Below are 21131 nucleotides of genomic sequence, written 5' to 3'. Positions count from 1 at the left end.
AGTGAGCCGAAGACGAGCACTCAGCCGAGCAGCAGGGACACCATCCGGCCGAGCTCGACGCTGCCCGTGCGGCGGAGCTGGGCGTCGTCCTTGCCGGCCATCGCGCCGCGCACGGTCGTGCCCTCCCAGATGATCAGCAGCATGCGGGCAGCGACCTCGGAGTCGACCCGTAGGGAGATCGTGCCGGTCGCAGCGATGTCGTCGATGATCCGGGCGATGCCGGCGACCATCTCCTGCTCCTGCTTGAGATAGGCCTTACCCCAGGCGTGATCGCGCAGGGCGCGGAGGCGGATCTCGCTGAGCAGCATGACGCCGAGTCGGTCGTCCTTGCCCGAGTCCATCACCTGCTGCACAAGCGACGTCGCGTCGCAGTCCTGGGCGAGCGCCCCCGCTTCGTTCAGCTCGGTCACCCGCGCCCGCACGGCCGTCAGGCGCTCGGCCGACACGGTGCCGGCGAGTTCGAGGAACAGCTCGTCCTTCGACTCGAAGTTCGAATAGAACGCGCCCCGAGTGAAGCCCGCGCGCTCGCACACCGCCTCGACGGTCGCGCCGTCCAGCCCCTCTTCGGCGAACACCAGCGCCGCCGCCTCGAGCAACCGTGCCCGCGTGTTCTCCCGGCTCCTGGTCGCATTGCCGGTCATCCGCACCTCCGTCGTCGCGCGCCACTGCGCGATTCACATCCCGCGCACAGATTATCCCGCACTCTTCGATCTACGATACATTGACGTATCGAATACACGAGTGTATCGAATTCGCCCCGTGCACCCCCTCGGAGGAACCCGTGTCCACACTGCTCTCCTCGCTCGGCCGCTGGTCTTTCCGGCACCCGTGGCGCGTGCTCGTGGCCTGGCTGCTGGTGCTCGGCATCGCCGGCGGCGCGGCGCTCGCCCTCGGCAAGGGCACGGACAACGCCTTCACGATCCCGGGCACCGAGTCGCAGGCCGGTCTGGAGCAGCTCGAGCGCACGTTCCCCCAGGTGAGCGGCACGAGCGCGCAGTTCATCGTCGTGGCGGCCGACGGCGACAGCGTCACCGCCGCAGACTACAAGACGCCGATCGAGCGCACCGTGGCCGACCTCGGGAAGGTCGACGGGGTGCTCGCCGCGACGAGCCCCTACGACGAGCACGTGACGGGCATGGTCTCCGACGACCGCTCGGCTGTGATCGTCCGCCTCCAGTTCGACGGCCAGGCCTCAGACGTCTCCGCCGCGACGAAGGACACGTTGCGCACCGCGGTGAGCGATCTCGAGAAGGATCTGCCGCAGGGCGCGCACGCCGTGATCGGCGGCGACCTGTTCTCGATGTCGATCCCCGCGATCTCGATCACCGAGGGGATCGGCCTGGTGATCGCGCTGCTCGTGCTGATCGTGACGTTCCGCTCGTTCGTCGTGGCGGGCATGCCGCTGCTCACGGCCGTGCTGGGCGTGGGCGTCTCGATGGCCGCGATCTTCGCCGCCACGGCGTTCGCCTCGGTCTCCTCGACCACCCCGCTGCTCGCGCTCATGCTCGGGCTCGCCGTGGGCATCGACTATGCGCTGTTCATCATGGCGAGACATCAGGATCAGGTGCGCGCGGGAGTGGATCCCGAGGAGTCGGCGGCTCGCGCGACCGGCACGGCCGGATCCGCGGTGGTCTTCGCCGGCATCACCGTGCTGATCGCTCTCATCGGCCTCGGCTTCGCCGGGATCCCGTTCCTCACCACGATGGGCATCGCGGCGGCGGTCGCCGTGATGATCGCCGTGCTCATCGCCGTCACCCTGACGCCGGCCATCCTCGGCTTCCTCAAGGCCCGAGCGGCCGGCCGCCTCGCCAAGCCCCGCCGTGCCAAGAAGGGCGCGTCCGAGGCGGCGCCCCGTCGCCGGTTCTCCGAGCGCTGGGTGGGCGGCGTCACCCGGCACCCGGTGCTGGTCGCGCTCGCGATCGTCCTGGGACTGGGCGTCGTCGCCGTGCCCGCCGCGAACCTCGCACTCGCCCTGCCGAACTCGGGCGTGCAACCGAAGGGATCCGAGGCGCGGGAGAACTACGACCTCACCGCGGAGCACTTCGGCCCCGGGTTCAACGGACCGCTCATCCTCACCGGCACCATCGTGACGTCGAAGGATCCTGTCGGCCTCATGAAGGATCTGGGCGATGCGGTAGCCAAGCTCCCCGGCGTCGCCGAGATCGCACTGGCGACCCCGAACCAGACCGCCGACACCGGCATCGTCCAGGTGATCCCCACGACCGCGCCGGACGCTCCGGCCACCGCCGACCTCGTGCGCGAGCTGCGCTCGCACCATGACGAGTGGCTCAAGAAGTTCGGCATCGACGTGAAGGTGACGGGGTTCACCGCCGTCGCGATCGACATCTCCGACCAGCTCGGCGCCGCGCTGCTGCCGTTCGGCATCTTCGTGATCGGTCTGTCGCTGGTGCTGTTGACGATCGTGTTCCGCTCGATCTGGGTGCCCGTCACGGCGGCGCTCGGCTATCTGCTCTCGATCGTGGCCGCGTTCGGCGTGGTCTCCGCCGTCTTCGAATGGGGCTGGTTCGCCGACGCCCTGCACGTCGCCCGGGTCGGACCGATCATCAGCTTCATGCCGATCATCCTGATGGGCGTGCTGTTCGGCCTGGCCATGGATTACCAGGTCTTCCTCGTCTCCCGGATGCGCGAGGACTACGTGCACGATGCCGGCTCCCGCAGCGCCGACCACGCCGAGCGCCGGGCCGCTGCACTGCGCGCGGTGCGCGGCGGCTTCGCCGGATCCGCGAAGGTCGTCACCGCGGCAGGGCTCATCATGTTCGCCGTGTTCGTGGCCTTCGTGCCCGAGGGCGACTCCTCGCTCAAGCCCATCGCGCTAGGCCTCGCCGCCGGCATCGCGATCGACGCGTTCCTGGTGCGGATGACGCTGATCCCCGCGCTCATGGCGATCCTCGGCGAGCGCGCGTGGGAGATCCCCGCGTGGCTCGAGAAGGTCCTGCCGAGCGTCGACATCGAGGGCGAGGCCGTGGAGCGCGAGCGGCACCTGGCGGCCTGGCCGGGCGACGACTCGGTGATCGCCGCGGATGCTCTGACCGTGGCGGGCGCCGTGGAAGGACGGGATCTGCGCGTGCCGGCCGGATCCGCGCTCGTGCTGACCGGCGCCGACCAGGCCGTGCGTCGTGCGGTGGCGCTCGCGCTCACGGCGCGCGTGCCCTCCGGGGGACGCCTGCGTGTGGCGGGGCACCTCCTGCCGGGGCGCGCCGCCTGGGTGCGTGCGCACGTCGGCTGCGTGATCGTGGACGGCCGGACGGGGGCGGATCCGCTGCGGGAGCTGCGCGACGCCCTGCGCGGGCGCACCACGCTCGTCGTGATCGACGGCGCCGACCGCCTCACGCTCGCCCAGAGCGAGCAGGCCGTCGCGATGCTGCGCGACGCCGCGCGCCGCGGCACTCTCGCCGTGGTCACCACGTCCGCCGACGCCTCCGCCGCCGTCCGGCTGCTGGCCGACGCCGGCTGGGCCGCCCCGCAGACGCATGACCTCGACCATCCACAGGTCCGACCAGAACCGCTCGCCCCCGACGCGCCCACCACCGACCTCGACGAGGTGACCGCATGACCAATCGCCTGTCCGCGCTGATCGAACGCGCCCGTTCGCACAAGCCGATCACCGCCCTCACCCTCATCGGCGTGCTGCTGCTGCCGGCCGTCCTCGGCGGCGTGCTCGTGGCCGCCCTGCAGGACCCCACCCAGCGCCTCGACACGATGACCGCCGCGATCGTGAACGACGACAAGCCGGTCACGGTGAACGGACAGCTCGCCCCGCTCGGGCGCCAGCTCTCCGCCGGCCTCGTCGACGGCACCGGAAAGAAGGATGAGAACCTCACCTGGGTCATCTCGAACGAGAAGGACGCTGCCGCGGGCCTCAAGGACGGCACGTACCAGGCCGTCGTGCGTATTCCGAAGGACTTCTCCGCCGCCGCGATCTCGGGCGGCAGTGCCGTGCAGGATCCGGCGAAGCCCGCCGAGAAGGCGACGATCTCGGTGACGACCGCTCCGCAGGCTCGCGCCGCGGACGGCCTCATCGCCAACCAGATCGCCGCGACCGCCGCGTCGACCATGGGCGCCGAGATCTCCAAGAACACGCTGCAGAACGTGCTGGTCGGGTTCGGCACGCTCGGCGACAAGATCGGCGAGGCGGCGGACGGCGCCGACAAGCTCGCCGCGGGCGCCTCCTCCGCCGCGACCGGGGCGGCCGCGCTCCCGGACGGCGCGACCAAACTCGCCGACGGTGCGGGCCAGCTCGCCGACGGCGCCTCGCAGCTCTCGAACGGCCTCGGCACGATCACCTCGGGGATCACGTCGGCGCAGACCGGAGCGAACCAGGCCGGCGCGGGACTCGCACAGGGTGCAGATGCACTGCAGGCACAGGGGCTCGTTCCGGCGGAACTCAGTGGCGCTGCCGCGACGGCGGCGAGCAATGCGAAGACCTCGGCCGCTGAGACGGCGGCGCTCGCGCAGAAGCTCGGAGAACTCGCACAGGACTGCGCGAAGGATTCGACTCTGGCCTCGTCGGCGTTCTGCCTCGATGTCGGCGCCGCGGCCCAAGATGCTGAGACAGCAGCGACATCAGCGGGCAAGGCGAGCGGCTACGCGGACGGCGCCGATTCCGGCCTCACAGCGTTCAACACGGCCGCCACTTCCACTCTCGCCGGCCAGTTCCGCACCGCGGCCGACGGCGTCAACCAGCTGTCCGCGGGCCTGGGCCAGCTCGCCGACGGCACGTCCCAGAGCGCCACCGGCGCGGAGGGGCTCGCCACGGGCGCCACCGGGCTGCAGTCCGGTGCGACCCAGCTCGCCGACGGCGCGTCCCAGCTCAGCACCGGCATCGGCTCGCTCGCGACGGGCACGTCCGGCCTCGCGTCGGGTCTGCACCAGGCTGCCGACTCGCTGCCGAAGCGCAAAGATTCCGAGGCGTCGTCGCTCGCCGAGGTCGTGGCGAACCCGGTGACGGCCGACACCTCGGGCGGCATGTTCGGCCCTACCGCGATCCCGCTGCTCGCGGCGGTCGTGCTGTGGTTCGGCGGCCTCGTGACGTTCCTCGTGATGCGGGCGTTCACCGCGGGAGCCCTCACCTCCCGCCGCGCCTCGGGCTCGCTCGCGCTGCGCGGGTTCGCTCCGGCTGCCGCGATCGGCGCCGGACAGGGCCTGCTGGTCGCCCTCGTGGTCGAGATCGTCGCGAAGTACGACCCGTCGCGGTGGTGGGGCTTCGCGGGCGTCGCCGTGCTCGCCGGCATCGCCTTCGCCGCCGTGAACCAGGCGCTGGTCGCCGTACTCGGCGGCGTCGGCCGCTGGATCTCCGCGGTCATGGGCGTGGCCGCGCTCGGCGCGGGGATCATCTCGACGCTGCCCGGGTGGCTCGCGACGATCGCCGGGTTCCTGCCGACCTCGTCCGCGGCGACCGCGCTGCTGGGCGAGGACGGCATCGGATCCGCGATCGCGGCGCTGCTGGTCTGGGCCGCGCTCGCACTGATCGCGACGACGCTGGCCGTGGCGGCGCGGCGCACGACCTCGGTCCGCGCGATACTGGCTCCGGCGATCTGAGCTTGGAAGCGGCAGGCGCGACCCCACCTCCCCCGGGGCCGCGCCTGTCTTCGCGTCGTCAGGCGCTCACGCCGTGCGCGCGTCCTCCGGAGCGACGACCTTGGCATCCTGCGCGGGGAAGAGCACCTTCTGGATGATGATGATCGCGCTCGCGGCGACCGGGATCGCGACCAGCGCACCGAGGATCCCGCCGAGTGCGCCGCCGCCGACGGCGGCGATCACGACGAGCGCACCGGGAACGGCCACCGCCTTGCTCATGATGCGCGGGCTGATGACGTAGGCCTCGATCTGCATGTAGACGAGGTAGTACGCGAACGCGATCAGCGCCGTCACCGGCGAGACGAACAGGCAGATGAGCGAGATGATGATGGATCCGGACAGGGTCCCCACCAGCGGGATCAGCGAGCCGATGAACGCGATCAGGGCGAGCAGAGCCGGCAGCGGCGCCCCGATGATCGTGAGGAAGAACAGGCTCAGCACGCCGTTGATGAGCGCCAGGCTCGCCTGACCGATCACGTAACGACCGACCGCGCCCGAGACGTCCTCGACGATCTCCGTGAACCGCGGGCGCCGGTAGGCGGGCACGAACCGGGCGGCGGTGCGCTTCATCGTGCGCAGCGATCCCATGAAATAGAGCGTCAGGATCAGCACGATCGTGAAGCCGGTGAAGCCGCCCGCGATGCCGGCGCCGACCGCGAGCACTCCGCCGCCGATCTTGGTGATGTTGCCAGGATCCTTGAAGAACTTCGCGATCCCGTCCACGGCCTGACTGAACGAGTCGCCGTACTGCGCGGCGAGCTGCCGGTACCAGTCGCTACGCAGCATGTCATCGATCATCTTCGGTCCGGTCTCGACGAGGTGGGCGATCTGCTGCACCACGATCGGAACGATCGCCAGCAGGATGCCGGCGAAGGCCAGCACCACGACGATGACCACGATCGCCACTGCGGCTCCGCGCGGCAGCTTCCGTTCGATCACTCGCACGATCGGGTCGAGCCCCAGGGCGAGGAACAGTGCGATCCCGATGTACACGAGCACCGTCGACAGCTGCCCCACGATCGCGCCGATCAGCAGCGCGACCAGAACGCCGAGCGCGCCGACGAGGCCGAACGTGAACGGCTCGATCCGCACTCCGCCGGCCGCCGGGCCGGGCTCCCCCGTGATGATCGTCACCTGACGTCTGCGCATGATGCCCCCTCTTGCACTGTCGTGCTTCTCGTCGAGCGTACGGTGCCGGAAGCCCGCCCGCGAAAGGCCCCGCCCGTGGCGACGCCGATCCTTTAAGCGCTCGCGGTGCGGATCCTGACCTCGCGCTCCATCCGCTTCTCGTGCCGCTGGCGCCCCTTGATCGCCTCGGCCTCGCGTGTCTTGGGCGGGGCGTTCGTGACGAGCTGGTCGAGCATGCGCCGGGTCGCGAGCGCGATCTCGTCGATCGCCTGCTCGAAGGCAGGGGTGTTCGCGCGCGACGGATGCGTGGATCCGCTCACCTTGCGGACGAACTGGAGCGCGGCCTCGCGCACCTCGTCATCGTTCGTCGGCGGCTCGAAGTTGTGGAGGCATCGAATGTTGCGGCACATGCCGCGACGATAACCCTGATTCGCGATTCAGGAAACGGCGGCGAGCGCGAGCACGGCCGCGCCCACCGTGGCAACTGCGGCGACGAGACCCCACAGGGCGAAGCGCCCCCACGAGATCGACACCCCGAGCGCGGAGACGCGGTGGTGCCACAGCAGGATCGCCAGCGAGGCCCAGGGCGTCACCAGAGGGCCGAGGTTGACGCCGATGAGCAGCGCCATCAGCGCGACCGGGTCGTGCCCGGCGATCGGCTCGAGCACGAGGTAGGCGGGAAGGTTGTCGATGCCGTTCGCCGCGAGTGCGCCGATGCCCGCCACGCGAAGCATCTCGAGCAGACCGTGCCCGCTCGCGGCGAGCGGTGAGAGGAGCGCCGCGAGCCCGCGCACGTGAGCGGTCTCGACGATCACGAACAGCGCGGCGGCGAGCCCCAGCGCCTGCCACGGCACCAGTGAGAGGCGCAGGGCGCGCCGCCGGCGGACCGCGAACAGCACGATCAGGATCACGGCGGCGGCCGAGGCCGGGATCCACACATCGCGGACGAGCGCGAGCAGCGGCAGCAGGGCGACGAGCACCACGGCTGAGACGACGAACAGCACCCGGTCGGCGGGCTCAGCCCGCACAGGCGCCGAGTACCGGCCGAAGAGCGTGCGCCGGTGCGCGAGGGTGAGGATCACGACCGGCACGAGCACGCCGGCGAGCGCGGGTGCCCAGCTCAGCGCGAGGAAGGCGAGCGGATCCGAGCCCATGGTCGGCGCGGCGAGCAGGTTCGTCAGGTTCGACACCGGCAGCAGCAGCGAGGCCGTGTTGGCGAGCCAGACCGTCGCGAGCGCGAACGGCAGCGGCGAGACCCCCACGCCCTGCGCGAGGAGCACGACGACGGGTGTGACGATCACCGCGGTCGTGTCGAGAGAGAGGAAGATCGTGCTGATCACCGCGAGCAGGATCACAGCGCCCCAGAGCGCGATCACCCGGCCGCGCCCCCATCGGGCCAGGTGCTGCGCGATCACGTCGAACACGGCGGCATCACGCGCGAGCTCGGCGACGATCGTGATCGCGATCACGAAGCCGAGCACCGGAGCCGTGCGCCCGGCCAGCGAGCCCGCGTCCGCGAGAGGCAGGAGTCCGCTGACGACGACTCCCGTGGCGATCAGGGCCAGGGCGATGACGGCCAGCGCGCCGGGCCGCAGCCAGGCCCGCCGCGCGGTCACCGCCGGGCCCCCTGGGACGACGCGCTCAGCTCAGGCCCGAGTAGACGTGCAGACCCTTGAAGAACAGGTTCACGATGGTGAAGTTGAACAGCACCGCGGCGAAGCCGACGATCGACAGCCACGCCGAACGGGATCCGCGCCAGCCCCGCGTCGCGCGGGCGTGGATGTAGCCCGCGTAGAGCACCCAGATGATGAACGTCCAGGTCTCCTTGGTGTCGAAGCCCCAGTAGCGGCCCCAGGCGTCGTTGGCCCAGATGGATCCCGCGATGAGGGTGAACGTCCAGAAGATGAAGCCCACGGTCGCGAACCGGTACGCGAGGCCCTCCAGCCGTTCCGAGGAGGGCAGGGTCGCGAGGAAGCGCGGTCCCGCCTTCGGCGCGTCCGCGAGGATCTTCGCCTCGCGGCGCGCCTGCATGAGCTGGAACACGCTGAGCGCGAAGGCGAGCGCGAAGAACGCGGTACCCAGCGACGCCACGAACACGTGGATCACCAGCCACACGCTCTTCAGCGGATCCGCGAGCGGCACGACCTCGACGTAGAAGCCGGTGGCGGCGCCGCCGAGCAGCACGACGACCAGGCCCACGATGAAGGTGCCGAGGTACTTCAGGTCGAACCAGATGTTCACCCCGACGTACACCGCGATGATCAGTAGCGTCCCCGTCATGGAGAACTCGTACATGTTCGACCACGGCACCCGGCCTGCGGCGATGCCGCGCAGCACCACGCCGGCGAGGTGGAACAGGAATCCGAGCGTGGTCAGCGCCGTGCCGATCCGCGCCATGACGAAGCGCTGCGGGGCGGTCGGCCCTGCTCCCGCCCCGGCGGAGCCCGCGGTGCGTGCCGGTGAGGACGCCGATGCGCCCACCGTCGCCCCGACCAGTTCGCGCTCCGGTACGACGGCCTTGGCGTCGGCGGCGAGCTGCGAGCGCTTGGCGAGGTCGAACGCGTAGGCGATGAACGCGGCGGCGTAGATCGCCACCGCCGTCCAGATCGTCAGGATCGACAGGGAGTCGAAGTTCATGCTGTCAGCCTACTTCCGCGGATTTCCGCTGTCATCGGGCTCTGGTTCGTCGAGGGTGGCGGCGTCGGGAACGTCCGCTGCAGCCGGATCCGTACCGGGAACCGGATCCGCATCAGGAATCGGCCCCTCCTCGGGAACCGCTGCGGTCATGCCGTCGGCGTCGAGAAGGCGGGCATGTCCGTCGCGCAGGTCCTCGACGGCGGCGGCGAGGGTCGGATCCTCACCGCGTGCGAGGCCGGCGTACTCGAGGCGGACTGTCTTCGCTCCGCCCGGGCCGTCGACCACGGTCGCCTTGACCCACATGCGGCGGCGCGGCACGAACAGCGCCAGCACGAGTCCGACCAGTGCGAGCGCGGCGAACACCAGCACCCACTGCTCGGAGGGGTCGTGGTGGATCTGCAGCGAGACGTAGCGCTTGACGGACTGCGTGTAGTCCTTCGCGTCCTTGGGGGCCTCGTTGTCGAACGTGATGGTGCCCATACCGTTCGGCAGCGCGGTGGTCTCGCCCGGGGCGAGCTCGATCGACTTCACCCCGGTCTTGCCGCCGGTGAGCTGCGTCATCGAGCCCGTGTCCAGCACGTACACCGAGCGCGGAGTCCCGTCGTCGATGCCGAGGTCGCCGGCGAACACGTTCAGCGTCAGCGTGGGATTCACCAGGGCCGGGTAGACCGAGGTGAGCGCGCCGGAGGTCAGCTTCGCCGAGGTCGGGTAGAAGAAGCCCTGCAGGCCGAGCTGCTGGGGCAGACCATCGGCGACCTTGACGATGCCGATCGACATCATCGTGCTGTTGTTCTGCGGCAGGAACGGCACGGAGTCGTGGAAGACGACGTCGCCCTTGGCGTCGTGCACCGTGATGGTCGGGGCGTAGCCGTTGCCGAGCAGGTAGACCCGGTCTCCCGCGATGCCGAGCGGGTGGTTCACCTTCACCTCGGCCTTGTGCGGATCCTGTCCGGGCTCGGAGACGGTGACGTTCGCGGCGAAGTTCCCGGCCTGGCCCGAGGACGACTTGCCCTGCTCGAAGGGCTGGTAGGTGACGTCGAAGGAGTCCAGCGTCATCCGGTAGGGCGCGAGCGCATCGTCGGAGACGAAGCGGCCGCGGTTCATCGACGAGTAGTCCAGCAGCGTGTTCACGAAGCTCGTGCCCTGCACGACCACGCGCTGACCGGTGTAGGCGAAGCTGCCGCCGATGCCGACCGAGACCAGCACCCCGAGCAGGGCGAGGTGGAACAGCAGGTTGCCGGTCTCGCGGGCGTACCCGCGCTCAGCCGACACCGAGAAACCGCGCTTGTCGTCGTAGCGCTCCACGCGGTAGCGCAGGGCGCGCAGCTGCTTCTCCGCGATCGCGATGCTCTGCTCGGCCGCGGCCCGCGCCTGTGCTGAGCCTGTCGAAGCATCGCCGGCGACCGCGCGCTCGAGGACGCGGTGATCGTCGAGGCGGGCCAGCCGAACGGGGGTGCGCGGCGGGCGCGCGCGCAGCGCCTTGAGGTGGTGCTTGATGCGCGGGATCACGCAGCCGACCAGCGACAGGAACAGCAGCAGGTAGATGGCCGAGAACCATGCCGACAGGTAGACGTCGAACAGCTGCATGCCGTCCAGGATCGGGAACAGATCCGGATGATCGGCCTTCCACTGCGTGACGCCGTTCGGATCCGCCATCCGCTGCGGGAAGATCGAGCCCGGGATCGCGGCGATCGCGAGGATCAGCAGCAGCACGAGCGCGGTGCGCATGCTGGTCAGCTGCCGCCAGCCCCAGCGCAGCCAGCCGACGACGTTCAGCTTCGGGGAGTCGACGCCGTCGCCACGGGAATCGCCGTCGCCGTCGATGTGGTCGCTCGGGCGCAGCGGGTCGGTCGAACGATCAGCGCCCGCGTCCTTCTTCGAGCTGTCCTTGTTCATTCTCGATCCCTGCGGCTTGGTTCCTGAGCCTGTCGAAGGGCTCGAACGGTCGTGGTCGCGGCCGCCTCGGCGCGGTCGCACGGTTGCTGAGCCTGTCGAAGCACGGTCGACGAGGAGTCAGAGCGGGAGTTCGACACTGCCGACCACCGCCCCGATGCTCGACATGATCGCCTTCCAGACGCCGGTCACCATCAGCAGTCCCAGCACGATGAGCAGTGCGCCCCCGACGATGTTGACGACGCGCACGTGGCGGCGCAGGAACGAGAGCGAGCGCGTAGCCCAGCCGAAGCCCAGCGCGACGAGCAGGAACGGGATCCCGAGCCCCAGCGAGTACGCGACGCCGAGCCACACCGCGCGGCTCACATCGCCGACGTTGACCGACAGCGCGACGATCGCCGAGAGCGTCGGGCTCAGGCACGGGCTCCAGCCGATGCCCAGCGCGATGCCGAGCAGCGGGGCGCCGATGAGCCCCGCGCGGCCGGACACGTTCATCCGCACGGTGCGCTGGGCGAAGCCGAAGACGCCGATGAAGACGAGGCCCATGACGATGATGACCGCGCCGAGGATGCGGGTGATCAGGTCGCCCCAGCGCAGCAGGAACACGCCCGCCGTGCCGCCGACGACCGCCATGAGGATGAAGACCACCGTGAAGCCGAGGATGAACAGCAGCACCCCGAGCACCATCTGGCGACGCGTGGGCGCCTTCGTGGTTCCGTCCTGCTGGGGCGCGGATCCGCCGACCGCACCGCCGACGAACCCGAGGTAGCCGGGCACGAGCGGCAGCACGCAGGGCGAGAGGAAGGACAGGAGCCCTGCGAGCATGGCGACCGGAAGGGCCGCCCAGAGGGCGCCGGATCCGACGATCGCGTCGATGTTCACGCCCGCGACCTCCGCGGGGCGGGAGTCGCCGGGACGGAAGCCGTCGGCATCGGCCTCACCGGGACGACAGACGTGCGAGGTGCGCGCACGCTCATGCCTTCTCGTCCAGTGCGTCCTGGACGAGCGTCTCCAGGATCGAGGCGGATCCGATCGGGCCGATCACGCGCGCCGCGACGCGGCCCTGCTTGTCGAGCACGAGCGTGGTGGGCGTCGCCTGGATCGAGGTGACCTCGGCGAAGGCGAGCTTCGCGTCGCCCGTGTTCACATCGATGATGCTCGGGTAGGTGACACCGTACTTGTCGTTGAACGCCGTGGCAGTGCCGGCCTGGTCGTAGGTGTTCACGCCGACGAACGAGACGCCCTTGCCGTCGAACTTCTGCCAGACCGACTGGAGGTCGTTCGCCTCGACGCGGCAGGGGCCGCACGCGGCGTACCAGAAGTTCACGACCGTGACATCACCCGCGATCTCAGTGCTGCTGAACTTCTTACCGCTCTCGAGAGTGCCCGCGAACGCGACCGGCTTGCTGCGGTCGGCCGGCTTGATCTCCTCGACGCGCATGCCGTCGGAGCCGATGTAGCCCTTGTTGTCGCCGTTGCGGTACTGATCGGCCACGGGATCGCTCGAGCAGGCCGCGAGACCGGCCGCGAGCGCGACGCCGAGGACGGCAGCCGTGGTCCGGACAAGGCGCGAACGTCGGGATGAGCGTGCCACCGATCGGTCTCCGAGAGCGGCATCACCGAGTGAGCCGGTGGGCGCGGACGGGCGCGACGAACTCAGAGGCATGCTCCGAATCCTACGAAAAGACCCTATGCACACGGTGGGCGGGCGCCGGACGGCGCTCACCCGAGCGGATCCGGATCCGCTCATACGGTGGGCGAGATGAACGCCCAGAACAGCGCTCCGGCATAGGCGAGCGTGCCGAGCGAGATGAGCGCCAGGGCTACCACGAGCTCCCTGGGCTCCCGGTACGCCCAGACGATCACGAGCGCCGGCAGGAACGCCAGCAGCGCCAGCAGCCCGACCCAGGCGACCGGGTAGAACAGGGCGAGCAGCACGAGGGCGAGGAACGGCAGGATCACGAACAGCGTGTACACGACCTGCGTGGCCCGCTTGCCGATCAGGACGGTCAGCGTGCGCTTGCCTACCACGCGGTCCTGGTCGATGTCGCGCAGGTTGTTGGCCAGCAGCACCGCGCACGCGAAGAGCCCCACCGCGACGGCCCCGATCCAGGCCTCCTGCGGCAGCTTCAGCGACTGCACCCAGGTCGTGCCCAGCGTCGCCACCAGCCCGAAGAACACGAAGACGAAGACCTCGCCGAGCGCGTTGTAGCCGTAGGGGCGCTTGCCGCCGGTGTAGAACCAGGCGGCGACGATGCACACCGCGCCGACCGCGATCAGCCACCACTGCTGGGTGCGGATCGTGATGCCGAGGCCCGCGATCGCCGCGAGCGCGAAGAACGCGAGCCCGGTGTACAGCACGCTCTTGGCGCTCACCCGGCCCGAGGCGGTGAGGCGTGCGGGGCCGACCCGGTGCGCGTCGGTCCCGCGCACGCCGTCGCTGTAGTCGTTCGTGAAGTTCACGCCGATCTGCAGGCACACGGCGACCGCGAGGCACGCGAGCGCGATCACCCAGTGGAACTGCGGATCCCCCAGCCGCGCGGCCCCCGTGCCGACCAGCACCGGAGCGATCGCCAGGGGCAGGGTGCGCGGACGGGCGGCGCCGATCCAGTCGCCCAGGGTGACCGGCGGCAGCTGCTCGACCGGGCGCTTCGCGGGGTTGCCGGAGCGGGCGCGCGTCACGGGGCGAGCGGACGCGGGTGCGGTCTTCTTGGTCTTGCGGTTAGCCACGCAGGAATCCTAGCGGCGGCGGTTATGGCGCCCGGATCCCCTCAGCGCCGGCGCGCGTCGGCGATCGCGGCCTGCAGGTCGTCGGCGAGGGTGCGCAGCTCGGCGTCGCCGAGGGTGTGCGCGGTGAGCCGGATCTGCGGCGAGGCCTCGTCCGGCTCGAGCAGGAATCCGCCGCCCGTGCGCACCAGCCAGCCGCGGCGCATCATCGCCTCGGACACGGCGCGGCCGTCGACGCCGCACTCCACCCAGACGTTCAGACCGTCGTCGCCGCGCACCGTGATGCCGCGCTCGCGCAGCAGCGCGCGCAGGGCATCGCCGCGCTCGGCGTAGTGCGCTCCGGCGCGCTCGAGCGCCGCCGGTGTGTCCGGATGATCGAGCATGCCGACGGCGACCCGCTGCAGAATCCGGCTCACCCAGGTCTTGCCGGGCGAGAGCCGAGTGCGCAGTTGAGCCGCAGTGTCCGGATCCGACGCGAGCAGCGCGAGGCGCAGATCCGGACCGAGGAACTTCGACATCGACCGCACCAGCGCCCAGCGCGGATGCCCCTCGGGGATCACGGTGTGGTAGGGCCGTCGCGAGAGCAGGGAGTAGTGATCGTCCTCGATGATGAGCACGTGCGGCGCCTCCGCGAACACCGCGCGGAGCTCGGCCGCCCTCTCCGAGCTCAGGCTGATGCCCGTGGGATTGTGCGCCCGAGGCGTGCACACCACCGTGCGGGCACCTGCATCGATCGCCGCCTGCAGCCCCGCGACCGTGATGCCTTCCTCGTCGAGGGGGATGCCGACCGGGCGGTATCCGCCGAGTCGGACCACGTTGATGCTGGAGAGGAAGCACGGGTCCTCGAGTCCGACCACGTCGCCATGGGCGAGCGATGCCACGAGGAGACGCTCCAGCGCGTCGACCGCGCCCGAGGTCACGGACAGTTCCGCGCCGCGCGGCTGCGCCTCCGCCAGCCACCGCGTCGCCCAGGTGCGCAGCCCCTCGTCGATGAGCGCGTCGCCGTAGAGCGCCGGCGTGCGCAGGTCGACCTCGGCGAGCACCGGAAGGGGCAGCAGATCCGGATCCGGGTTGCCGCTGCCGAGGTCACGCAGCACCGTCTCCGCCGCGAAGCCCTCCTCCTCCGTGCGCACGGGTCCCGCGACCACGGTGCCGCCGCGACCGCGGCTCTCCACGGCGCCGGCCCGGGCGAGCGCACGGTAGGCGGCGGCGACCGTGTTGCGGTTTACTCCGAGGCGGTCGGCGAGGGCGCGCACGGTGGGCAGCCCCTCCCCCACGGCGAGCACGCCGGATCCGATCTGGGCGCGGATCGAATCGGCGATCTCATGCGCCGTGCTGCCCTGGATCATCGGTTCCGCCACGGACCAAGCCTAGGGTGAGTCCCCGCAGCGGAGGCGGCGCCGGATCTGTGGCCACCCGCGATCGTCGAAGGCCACGCCGTGAGCATCGTTCACGAGACGCTCAGAGCGCTCGGACCCCGGGATGCGACCGTCGAATCCTGTGACCGTTTTGTGATCTTTTCCGGATCTGATCTGGCCCTTTTCGAGCCTCGAATGTCGGTGCCCCCGGGTTGAATGGAGGTATGACGAGCTCGACCGGCACGGCGGTGGATCCCGGGATTGACCCGGTGGATCCGGTCGCTGTGCTGGCCGCGCTCGTGGACGGGTTGGCGACGACCGAGGCGACGATCACCCGCCTGCAAGCGTTGAAGGAAGCGCACCTGGCCGTCGCGCAGCGGCTCGCGGAAGACCTCGCCGCCGCGGACGGTGCGTCCGGGGTGCGGGGCGAGTCGGTGGATCTCGCGTCCCGCAGTGTTGCAGCGGAGTTGGCGGCGGTGCTGCACATGTCGGACCGGGTCGTGCAAGGGCGGATGGTGCGGGCCGCGGAACTGATGACGAAGTTCCCCGCCACGATGCAGGCATTCACCGACGCGCGGATCAACGCCGCCCACGTGCGCCTCATCCAGGATGCCGGGACACGGCTGGACGATCAGGTGCGTGCCGAGTTCGAACGGGCGGCCGTCGCGGCCTGCGAGGGTGAGACCCCGCACCGGGCCAAGCGAGTCGTGGAACGCGTCGCGGAACGGCTCGCCCCGCGGTCGTTGACGGAACGGCATCGGGAGGCGCAGGAGAAGCGCACCGTGTGGCGCGAAGAACTCCCCGACGGGCAGAAGATGCTCGGGCTGATCCATGCGGCCGCCGTGATCGATGGGATCTACGACCGGCTCACCCAGCAGGCCCGGATGGTGCAGAAGGCGAACGCGAACGCAGGGTCGGAATCGGATCCGGAAGGGCTCGGCGACCCGGACGATGACCGCACCATCGACCAGCTCCGCGCCGACCTCTGCGCGGACACGCTCCTCACGGGTGCCGCGTCTGGCCATGACACGACCGAGGGGTTGCTGTCCGCGATCCAGGCCCGGGTCGAAGTCACGGTCCCCGTCTTCACGGTGATGACCACCAGCACAACGGTTGGCTCCGCCTACGGTGTCCGGGTGGAGCAGCCCGGCGAACTCGCCGGCGGGCAACCTATCGACACGCATACCGCCCGGATCCTCGCCGGTGGTGCCACGGCCTGGGAACGGGTGCTCACCCACCCCGTCACTGGGGCGATCTTCGCCGTCGACCACTACCGGCCCAACGCTCACCTGCGCCGGCTCCTGCACGCCCGCGACTCCCGCTGCCGATTCCCCACCTGCGGACTCCCGCCCGCCGCCCAAGACCTCGACCACACCATCGACGCCGCCTACGGCGGCGCGACCGAGGAAGGGAATCTCGGGGGTCTTTGCAGACGCCACCATGTACTCAAGCACCAGGCCGCGTGGAAAGTGAAGCAACGGGGAGCCGGGGTTCTGGAATGGACCAGCCCCGCCGGATCCACCTACATCGACAAACCACCCGCACCCGTCACCTTCACCATCGACGAACCGGATCCGAATCCCGATCCACCGCCCGATGAAGCCGCACCGTTCTGAGGCACCGCAGCAAGGGCGAAGGTCAGGATCCGAGCCTCTCCCGTCCCTGCAGCGACGCCCCGTGCGGTGACGCCCCTCAGGTAAGGAGGCTCAGATGGGAGACTGGCCCCATGCCTGACAGGCCTGAGATCGTCTGCATCTGCGGTTCCCTCCGATTCGTCGAGGAGATGCGTGCGGCGAACCGCGAGCTGACGTTCGCGGGCGCCATCGTCCTCGCACCGGGAGAGGCAGGCGAGGTGATCACGATCGAGCAGAAGGCGCTGCTGGATGCGCTGCATCTCCGGAAGATCGATCTGGCCGATCGCGTTCTGGTCGTCAACCCCGGCGGGTACATCGGCGAGTCCACTCGCAGAGAGATCGACTACGCACGCACCGCCGGTAAGTCGGTCTCGTTCACGGAAGCCGCCGACTGACCCGGGGGCGAGTCCGCACGGAACGTCGGGCGCACAACCGGAACGATTCGGCCCCTCTCGTAGCGACCTGAACTGGGGCAATGCCCGAGGTCAGCGCTCGGTCAGCGCGGGCACGACCGGACGGTGCTCATAGAACGTCTGCAGTACGACGGTCGTCCTCGTGCTGACGTTCGCAGCGAGGCGGATGTCACGCACCAGCTGCTCGAGGTGCCTCGGCGAAGCGACCCGCGCGAACAGCATGTAGCTCGCGTCGCCTGCGATCGAGTGGCACGCCTCGATCGCGTCGAGGTGCTCAAGCAGCTCCGGCGCATTGTCGGGCTGGGCCGGGTCGAGCGGGGTGATCTCGATGAACGCCGCCAGCGGCTTTCCCACCGCCTCGGCGTCGATGACGGGGCGGTAACCCGAGATGACGCCGCGCGACTCGAGCCGGCGCAGCCGCGCCTGCACAGCCGAGACCGACAGCCCCACGGTCTCTGAGAGCTGCGCCAGCGTGGCGCGCCCGTCCTGAGAGATGGCGGCCAGGATAGCGAGGTCGACAGGATCGTCCATGCATGGAATAATATCGGAGTCAGAGAAGTTCCGCAGGAATATTTCCTGCGCTATCCCCGATCGGAGGTCCCGATGTCCCTCATTTCCACCCACAGCAACGCTCTCATCGGCGAACCCGAGGTCGTCGAGGACGCGTCCACCGCTGAGCAGTCCGCCGCGTGGAAGCTCCTCAAGGACGCGGCGATCGCGATCCGCCCTCTGCAGATCAAGGACGGCTCCGTCCCGAACGCCGAGGACCACGACGCCGCGCGCGCACACGTCGCCGCGATCGTCGCCGGGATCCGCGCCCTGGCTCCCGCCTTCCCGCACGACGCCGAGTACCTCAAGGCCTCGGTGAAGGACTTCGAGCGCTGGGCCGATGAGGGCTTCGGCGTGCCGGACTTCCTCGACTCGCTCATGGCGTTCCAGCCGCAGCAGCACCGCGTCGACGGTATCCGTCACCTCGTCGTGTTCCCGATGTACACCCAGAACGGCTCGAGCGACCGCCTCGTCGAGGCGCTCATCGTCGAGACCATCTGGCCCGAGTTCATCGCCGACCTCGAGGCCGGCGACTACGGCAACAAGCTGTTCGTCTCGCTGCGCCTGGTCGACTTCACCCCCGGCTACGACACGAACTCCGCGGTACTCTTCCCCGAGACCGTCGCGATGCGCGAGATCCCGTCGTTCACGTGGGGCGCGATCTTCCAGGACCGCGAGGCCGCCCGTTACCGCCGCGTCGTGCGTGCGGCGAGCGAGATCACCAACCTCGAGCTGCCCGAGCGCGCCGCCGCCATGCTCGAGGACCAGGAGCTCGCCGAGAAGACGTTCGTGATGTGGGACATCATCCACGACCGCACGCACATGCGCGGCGACCTGCCGTTCGACCCGTTCATGATCAAGCAGCGCATGCCGTTCTTCCTCTACTCGCTCGAGGAGATGCGTTGCGACATGACCGCGTTCCGCGAGTCGGTCAAGATCGAGCGGGCGTTCGACGCGCGCGTCGCGGCGGGCGAGCAGCTCACCGACAGCGAGCAGGAGATGCACGACTACGCGCACCTCGTGCAGTACGCGGTGATCTTCGACCGCATCTTCCGCTTCGCGATCACCGGCACCCGCACGCGCAACTACGACGCCGTCGGCGGACAGCTGCTGTTCGCCTGGCTGCACCAGCGCGGCGTGCTGCACTGGACCGACACCGCGCTCGCCTTCGACTGGGAGAACGTGCCGGACGCCGTGGTCGCGCTCGGCGACGCGATCGACGACCTGTACTGGCACTCGATCGACCGCCCGAAGACCGCCCACTGGCTCGCCGCCTACGAGCTGGTCCGCGGCACCCTGACGCCGCACCCCGCCTCGCAGTGGGCCCGCGGCCTCTCCGACGAGATCCTCGCCGGCGCGCCCAAGGGCTACACCGACGCGGTGCTGGACGACGAGTTCCCGCTGTCGATGTTCTTCGAGACGCTCGACAAGAAGATGAAGCCGGTCATCGAGTCGACCGTGGGCATCCGCGGCACCGATCAGTAACCGGCACCGATCAGTAGCCAGCCAGCATCGACGTCTGACCGTCATTCGGGGCGCGTCTCACCGCAGAACTGTGGCGAGATGTGCCCCGATTCGTCGGGAGGCACCCCGAGACGGGGCACGCACTGCAACAATGGCGCGCGGATCCGCAGAGATTCCGGATCCGCTTCGCCTTCGACTTCTTATCCACTTCGTCTTCGACTTCTCAGAGGAGCAACGACATGACCGTCACGGGACGCACCGTTCTTCTTGCCGGGGCCACCAGCCCCTCGGGCCTGGCCATCGCCCGAGCCCTGTTGGCTGCCGGGGCGCGCGTGATCGCCGTGGGACGCGACCAGGGCAAGCTCGACGCACTCGCGGCGGCTGCGCATCCCAGCGCGGCGACCGGTGCGGGGTCGATCCGTACCGAGCGGTGCTCGCTCACGAACGAGGCCGAGGTGGCCATGCTCGCCACCCGGCTCGCGGATGGCGGGGAACACGTCGACGGGCTGGTGCCGCTGGTCGGGGGCTGGCGTGGCGGCGGCGGCCTCGCCGGGCAGACCGAGGAGGACTACCGCTTCCTCGAACAGGCCTTCACCGCGGTGCGCGTGACGAGCCGCGCGTTCGACGCCGACCTGCGCGCCTCCGAGGCGGGCCGGTTCGCAATCGTCTCCTCCACTGCTGTCGGCCGGCCGCTCGCCGGCGGCGCGAATTACGCCGCGGTGAAGGCAGCGAGCGAGGCCTGGACCCGCGCCGTCGCGCAGGGCTTCGCCAAGTCCGCCCGAGACGCGGAGCAGCCGCTGCGCGCCGCCGCCGTGGTGCTGCGCGTGCGCGGCCTCGACGACGTCATCGATGCGGTCGCCGCGCGGATCGTCGCGCTGTGGGCCGAGGATGCGGCGGAGCTGAACGACCGCGTCATCGACGTGGCCTGACCGGATCCGTCACCGGATCCGGCCGCCAGATCCAGACCGCCAGGATCCAGACCCCGGATCCCGCTAGTCGCGTGCGGCTCTTTCCTTCGCGATGGGGTCCTTCCGAGCACTGCTCCTCCGCGCGCCGCCCCGGCGGGCGAAGAGCGCCTGAACGGGCCCCGAGAGCATCAGCAGGAACATCGCCCCATAGCCGATCGCGGGGACCAGCACTGCGATGAGCAGAGCGATCGCGAACATCGCGCTCGTCACGATCTCGGCGATGATGCCGCGACGCAGCGACTCCGGGTCGATCCGATGGAGCTCCGGATGGTTGCGCAGATACAGCCGGGTCGCCAGCATGAGCAGCGATGACGCCATGAGCGCCCCGATGTAGAGCAGCTTCTGCGTCGTGTCGGGATCCATCGCTCCGAGCAGCGCCGTCGATACCGGCAACCAGACGATCGTGAGCATCCACCCGACCTGAAGCCAGACGAGCGGAGAGGTGACCCTCTCCACGCGGTCGAAAACACGATGATGGGTCATCCAGAAGACGGCGATGATGAGGAAGCTCAGACCGAAGCTGAAAAGCTGGCTGTTCTCCTCCTGCACGAACTCGAGCGAGCTCTTGCCTTCGCGCGCGAGCTCGGAAACGCTCTCCAGCAGCGGCAGGATCAACAGCGTCATCGCGATCGCCACCACGGCATCGATGAAGGCCTTGAGTCGCTCCGCGGACAGGATCGGCCTGATCTCATCCTCTGGCGTCGGCGTCTCGGCATCCACGGCAGGCTGGCTCACTCCCGCATGCTCCCGTACTCGCCGGAT

The 21131-nt window shown here is 69.9% G+C and carries 18 protein-coding genes; 6 read left to right on the top strand and 12 right to left on the bottom strand.

All coding sequences use genetic code 11. The annotated features are described in order from the left end of the window. Window positions 1–20 precede the first annotated feature (20 nt). Window positions 21–641, bottom strand: coding sequence for a TetR/AcrR family transcriptional regulator (locus AC1DCT_RS14680; protein WP_477231105.1), 621 nt, complete (start codon window positions 639–641; stop codon window positions 21–23). A gap of 140 nt (window positions 642–781) precedes the next feature. On the opposite strand from AC1DCT_RS14680, the gene AC1DCT_RS14675 reads away from it, so the two are divergent. After that, window positions 782–3574, top strand: a complete 2793-nt coding sequence (locus AC1DCT_RS14675) for an MMPL family transporter (RefSeq protein WP_477430054.1) — start codon at window positions 782–784, stop codon at window positions 3572–3574. After that, window positions 3571–5559: a YhgE/Pip domain-containing protein gene (locus tag AC1DCT_RS14670; protein ID WP_477430052.1), complete on the top strand. Its 1989-nt coding sequence runs from the start codon at window positions 3571–3573 to the stop codon at window positions 5557–5559. Before AC1DCT_RS14675 ends, AC1DCT_RS14670 begins: the two co-directional genes overlap by 4 nt. A gap of 66 nt (window positions 5560–5625) precedes the next feature. Here AC1DCT_RS14670 and AC1DCT_RS14665 read toward each other — a convergent pair whose 3' ends face one another. From AC1DCT_RS14665 to AC1DCT_RS14625, 9 genes are all read right to left on the bottom strand, one after another. Then, window positions 5626–6747, bottom strand: a complete 1122-nt coding sequence (locus tag AC1DCT_RS14665) for an AI-2E family transporter (protein WP_440735090.1) — start codon at window positions 6745–6747, stop codon at window positions 5626–5628. A 92-nt stretch (window positions 6748–6839) separates the two neighbouring features. Then, complete coding sequence (locus tag AC1DCT_RS14660; protein WP_233310275.1) at window positions 6840–7136, bottom strand: DUF2277 domain-containing protein; 297 nt, start codon at window positions 7134–7136, stop codon at window positions 6840–6842. A 27-nt stretch (window positions 7137–7163) separates the two neighbouring features. Next, entirely contained in the window at window positions 7164–8342 is a 1179-nt protein-coding gene (locus AC1DCT_RS14655; RefSeq protein WP_477231108.1) for an SLC13 family permease, read from the bottom strand. A 25-nt stretch (window positions 8343–8367) separates the two neighbouring features. Then, window positions 8368–9363, bottom strand: coding sequence for a c-type cytochrome biogenesis protein CcsB (gene ccsB / locus AC1DCT_RS14650; RefSeq protein WP_440735088.1), 996 nt, complete (start codon window positions 9361–9363; stop codon window positions 8368–8370). A gap of 9 nt (window positions 9364–9372) precedes the next feature. Next, the gene (resB, locus tag AC1DCT_RS14645; protein ID WP_477430050.1) at window positions 9373–11259 is read right to left on the bottom strand and encodes a cytochrome c biogenesis protein ResB; all 1887 of its coding nucleotides are present in this window, start codon (window positions 11257–11259) and stop codon (window positions 9373–9375) included. Between the two features lie 117 nt (window positions 11260–11376). Continuing rightward, complete coding sequence (locus tag AC1DCT_RS14640; RefSeq protein WP_440735086.1) at window positions 11377–12138, bottom strand: cytochrome c biogenesis CcdA family protein; 762 nt, start codon at window positions 12136–12138, stop codon at window positions 11377–11379. A gap of 91 nt (window positions 12139–12229) precedes the next feature. Further along, window positions 12230–12850: a TlpA family protein disulfide reductase gene (locus AC1DCT_RS14635; RefSeq protein ID WP_440735085.1), complete on the bottom strand. Its 621-nt coding sequence runs from the start codon at window positions 12848–12850 to the stop codon at window positions 12230–12232. 152 nt (window positions 12851–13002) lie between these two features. Continuing rightward, the gene (locus AC1DCT_RS14630; protein WP_477430047.1) at window positions 13003–13986 is read right to left on the bottom strand and encodes a 1,4-dihydroxy-2-naphthoate polyprenyltransferase; all 984 of its coding nucleotides are present in this window, start codon (window positions 13984–13986) and stop codon (window positions 13003–13005) included. A gap of 41 nt (window positions 13987–14027) precedes the next feature. After that, window positions 14028–15332 (bottom strand): aminotransferase class I/II-fold pyridoxal phosphate-dependent enzyme, encoded by a 1305-nt coding sequence (locus AC1DCT_RS14625; protein ID WP_477430502.1) that lies wholly within the window; start codon window positions 15330–15332, stop codon window positions 14028–14030. Window positions 15333–15565: 233 nt separating this feature from the next. On the opposite strand from AC1DCT_RS14625, the gene AC1DCT_RS14620 reads away from it, so the two are divergent. Together AC1DCT_RS14620 and AC1DCT_RS14615 are read left to right on the top strand one after the other, a co-directional pair. Next, entirely contained in the window at window positions 15566–16957 is a 1392-nt protein-coding gene (locus AC1DCT_RS14620; RefSeq protein ID WP_477430046.1) for an HNH endonuclease signature motif containing protein, read from the top strand. 110 nt (window positions 16958–17067) lie between these two features. Next, on the top strand, window positions 17068–17370 hold the full coding sequence (locus tag AC1DCT_RS14615; RefSeq protein WP_477430044.1) for a hypothetical protein: 303 nt from the start codon (window positions 17068–17070) through the stop codon (window positions 17368–17370). 90 nt (window positions 17371–17460) lie between these two features. On the opposite strand, the gene AC1DCT_RS14610 is transcribed toward AC1DCT_RS14615, so the two are convergent. Next, complete coding sequence (locus tag AC1DCT_RS14610) at window positions 17461–17919, bottom strand: Lrp/AsnC family transcriptional regulator (protein ID WP_440734941.1); 459 nt, start codon at window positions 17917–17919, stop codon at window positions 17461–17463. Between the two features lie 72 nt (window positions 17920–17991). On the opposite strand from AC1DCT_RS14610, the gene AC1DCT_RS14605 reads away from it, so the two are divergent. Beyond that, complete coding sequence (locus AC1DCT_RS14605; protein WP_477430042.1) at window positions 17992–19422, top strand: DUF6421 family protein; 1431 nt, start codon at window positions 17992–17994, stop codon at window positions 19420–19422. 218 nt (window positions 19423–19640) lie between these two features. Next, the gene (locus AC1DCT_RS14600) at window positions 19641–20330 is read left to right on the top strand and encodes an SDR family NAD(P)-dependent oxidoreductase (protein WP_477430041.1); all 690 of its coding nucleotides are present in this window, start codon (window positions 19641–19643) and stop codon (window positions 20328–20330) included. Window positions 20331–20393: 63 nt separating this feature from the next. Here AC1DCT_RS14600 and AC1DCT_RS14595 read toward each other — a convergent pair whose 3' ends face one another. Next, entirely contained in the window at window positions 20394–21104 is a 711-nt protein-coding gene (locus AC1DCT_RS14595) for a TMEM175 family protein (RefSeq protein WP_477430039.1), read from the bottom strand. Between the last annotated feature and the right edge of the window lie 27 nt (window positions 21105–21131).

The organism is Microbacterium sp. 10L49, from assembly GCF_056395125.1.
Note: the sequence above shows the minus strand (reverse complement) of the source record. Positions and strands in the feature narration are given on the sequence as shown.

Excerpts from the sequence above, each read along its gene's own strand:
- AC1DCT_RS14680 (WP_477231105.1), bottom strand. The coding sequence starts at position 641 with ATGACCGGCAATGCGACCAGGAGCCGGGAGAACACGCGGGCACGGTTG.
- AC1DCT_RS14670 (WP_477430052.1), top strand. The coding sequence starts at position 3,571 with ATGACCAATCGCCTGTCCGCGCTGATCGAACGCGCCCGTTCGCACAAG.
- AC1DCT_RS14665 (WP_440735090.1), bottom strand. The coding sequence starts at position 6,747 with ATGCGCAGACGTCAGGTGACGATCATCACGGGGGAGCCCGGCCCGGCG.
- AC1DCT_RS14660 (WP_233310275.1), bottom strand. The coding sequence starts at position 7,136 with ATGTGCCGCAACATTCGATGCCTCCACAACTTCGAGCCGCCGACGAAC.
- ccsB (WP_440735088.1), bottom strand. The coding sequence starts at position 9,363 with ATGAACTTCGACTCCCTGTCGATCCTGACGATCTGGACGGCGGTGGCG.
- resB (WP_477430050.1), bottom strand. The coding sequence starts at position 11,259 with ATGAACAAGGACAGCTCGAAGAAGGACGCGGGCGCTGATCGTTCGACC.
- AC1DCT_RS14625 (WP_477430502.1), bottom strand. The coding sequence starts at position 15,332 with ATGATCCAGGGCAGCACGGCGCATGAGATCGCCGATTCGATCCGCGCC.
- AC1DCT_RS14620 (WP_477430046.1), top strand. The coding sequence starts at position 15,566 with ATGACGAGCTCGACCGGCACGGCGGTGGATCCCGGGATTGACCCGGTG.
- AC1DCT_RS14615 (WP_477430044.1), top strand. The coding sequence starts at position 17,068 with ATGCCTGACAGGCCTGAGATCGTCTGCATCTGCGGTTCCCTCCGATTC.
- AC1DCT_RS14610 (WP_440734941.1), bottom strand. The coding sequence starts at position 17,919 with ATGGACGATCCTGTCGACCTCGCTATCCTGGCCGCCATCTCTCAGGAC.
- AC1DCT_RS14605 (WP_477430042.1), top strand. The coding sequence starts at position 17,992 with ATGTCCCTCATTTCCACCCACAGCAACGCTCTCATCGGCGAACCCGAG.
- AC1DCT_RS14600 (WP_477430041.1), top strand. The coding sequence starts at position 19,641 with ATGACCGTCACGGGACGCACCGTTCTTCTTGCCGGGGCCACCAGCCCC.